The following is a 2,360-nucleotide window of genomic DNA, read 5'->3' as shown; positions in this document are numbered from 1 at the left end:
GGCTTCTGCTTCAGTTGGTTTTGACGACGATCGGGGCCGGCCGGCGGAGGCACCGGGCGACCGCGCAACGATGCTGTGCCGTTGCCGCTTGTGCAACAGGCCGGTTATTGCGGGAGCGAGCGGATGTTGCCGCGCATTTCTTCCAGCCCGGAAACAATTTTTTGCTTTTGTTCCAATTGGGCCGTCAGCCGGTCGATCTTCCGCTGCTGCTTTTTGATATCATTACGCGCGTCGCTCGCGTTTTCCGCATCGTTGAAGGCGCGCCGTGCTTTTTTCTTCGCGCTGCGTGCATCGCTCACGTTGCCGTTGGTAGCCTTGCCGGCCTGGTCGCTGCTTTGTTGCGCGGTGCCTTCAGCGGTGGCATGCGCTTTTTCGGCCCGTGCCACGTAGCCCGGCAGGTTGTTTTGCGCAACGGCAAGTTCGGCGGTAAGCCGGGCGGCCTCATTGCTGGCTTTCACCAGTTCCTGGTTGAGCCGGACCGTGTCCGCCGGCGTTTTATATTTCTGGCCGGCAGCGGGGAGCGCGAACAGGCAGCAAAAAGCCATCGCTAAAAACAAAATATTCTTTTTCATGGTAACTAATTACGTGGGTGGATGGACAAGCGGAGCCTGGAAGGGGGGAAAGTGCCGGCTTAATGAAGTGGGGGGAATGTCCTTCCATACAGAGCCCAACTATCGTGCCCCGAATGGATTCGCAGGCGCGCAAGACGACGCCGTCCCGGCAGGAACCGCATCGTTTGACCGGTTGCGACGCCCTGCCCCGATCAGGTTGAACCCGATTTAATAGCCTATATTCGAAGGATGGGCGCGCATCCTGCCGATGAGCCGCTCCGCCGGCGTCGGCACCGGGTGGCAATGGCCCGGTTACAGGAGTGGCCGTTTACGGAATCAAGCAGTTGAACCCGCGTCAAAAACAAAAAAAATGAACAAGCATGGGCCCATCATCATCATCGAAGACGACCTGGACGACCAGGAAATCCTGACCGATGTTTTTGCGGAATTGAACTACAGGAACGAACTCATTTTTTTCGGCGACAGCTACGAAGCCCTGAACTTTCTGACCGAAACGTCGATCGAACCCTTCCTGGTTTTGTCCGACATCAACATGCCCAAGCTTAATGGCATCGAGTTGCGCGAAAAGGTACACAACAACGAAGACCTGCGACTGAAGTCCATCCCCTACCTCTTTTTTTCCACCAGCGCCGAGCAGAAGCATGTCATCGAAGCGTATTCGAGGTCCATCCAGGGTTTCTTCGTCAAACCGTCCAACTACGAAGACCTGAAACGCGTCATTGAAAAAATAGTGGAGTACTGGCAGGAGTGCGTTTCGCCCAACTACATCAAGAATGCGCAGTAGCACCTTGCTTTCGAACCACGACAGGCAGATCAGGGACGGCCAGGGTTTCCGATGACCGTAGATCTACAACCGCCCTGCTGCCGGGTGAACAGCAATAAAAGCACGCAAACATGCCTCACAAATACATCGACCTCGGCTGGACCGACGTTGCCGACGAAGGCCCTTTCTACCACGGCACCCGGGCAGACCTGCAGGTGGGCGAATTACTGACCGCGGGGTACCCGTCCAACTACCGGCCCGAGGTGCTGATGAATCATATTTATTTCACGGCGCTCGTCAACGGGGCGGGGCTGGCGGCGGCGCTGGCGGCGGGCGAAGGGGAAGAGCGCGTGTACGTTGTGGAGCCCACCGGCCCCTTCGAGAACGACCCGAACGTAACCGACAAAAAGTTCCCGGGCAACCCGACGCGCTCCTACCGCAGCAGGGCACCGCTGAAGATCGTGGGCGAAGTGACCGACTGGGTGCGGCTGACCGACGAGGAGCGACAGCAATGGCGTGAGCGGCTGGCGAATGTTAAGGGGGAGATTATTAATTGATCATTATGTGGCTGTCCGGAAATTAGTTATTGGAAATGCTTTGGTAGCGAACCGCTCTAGCGGGGCGGTCTGTCGGTAGCCCCGGGCGCAAGCCCTATCGTGTGGACACATTTTGGTAGGCAAGACCGCGCCCGTAAAGGGCGCCATATCGGTAGCCGACAGGCGCAGCCTGCCGGTAAACGGCGGTACGGTAACGATGCGCCCCGAAGGGTCGCCATATCGGTTCCGGGGTCCGAGGCCTCGGACCGAAGGTCACCGGGGAGCTGCCACCCCCGATGAGCGGGGCCAATTGGCCGGCCGGGATGCGTCATTCCACCGCCCGGCTGCGCCGGACGTAATAAAGATGGCGCCCTTCCAGGGCGCCGTCCTCCCGCTTTCAATCCGTTCCGGCGGGCTTTGCCCGCCGGCTACCGGGATAGCACCGCTTCGCGGTGCGGGGTCTCGCCGATTCCATTCGAAGGCGAGGGC

Annotated in this window: 3 protein-coding genes; 2 read left to right on the top strand and 1 reads right to left on the bottom strand. The window is 59.0% G+C overall.

The window, feature by feature from the left end; translation table 11 throughout:
* Positions 1-104: 104 nt before the first annotated feature.
* Positions 105-572, bottom strand: coding sequence for a hypothetical protein (locus tag E0486_RS18415; protein ID WP_131854511.1), 468 nt, complete (start codon positions 570-572; stop codon positions 105-107).
* A 349-nt stretch (positions 573-921) separates the two neighbouring features.
* Here E0486_RS18415 and E0486_RS18410 point away from each other — a divergent pair, with 349 nt between their 5' ends.
* Positions 922-1,356, top strand: coding sequence for a response regulator (locus E0486_RS18410; RefSeq protein ID WP_131854509.1), 435 nt, complete (start codon positions 922-924; stop codon positions 1,354-1,356).
* Between the two features lie 110 nt (positions 1,357-1,466).
* Entirely contained in the window at positions 1,467-1,892 is a 426-nt protein-coding gene (arr, locus tag E0486_RS18405) for an NAD(+)--rifampin ADP-ribosyltransferase (RefSeq protein ID WP_131854507.1), read from the top strand.
* The last annotated feature ends 468 nt before the right edge of the window (positions 1,893-2,360 follow it).

The sequence above is a fragment of the Flaviaesturariibacter aridisoli genome (assembly GCF_004343705.1).
In the GTDB taxonomy this organism is placed as follows: Bacteria; Bacteroidota; Bacteroidia; order Chitinophagales; family Chitinophagaceae; genus Flavisolibacter; species Flavisolibacter aridisoli.
This window is presented reverse-complemented; position numbering and strand designations above follow the sequence as displayed.

Excerpts from the sequence above, each read along its gene's own strand:
- E0486_RS18415 (WP_131854511.1), bottom strand. The coding sequence starts at position 572 with ATGAAAAAGAATATTTTGTTTTTAGCGATGGCTTTTTGCTGCCTGTTC.
- E0486_RS18410 (WP_131854509.1), top strand. The coding sequence starts at position 922 with ATGAACAAGCATGGGCCCATCATCATCATCGAAGACGACCTGGACGAC.
- arr (WP_131854507.1), top strand. The coding sequence starts at position 1,467 with ATGCCTCACAAATACATCGACCTCGGCTGGACCGACGTTGCCGACGAA.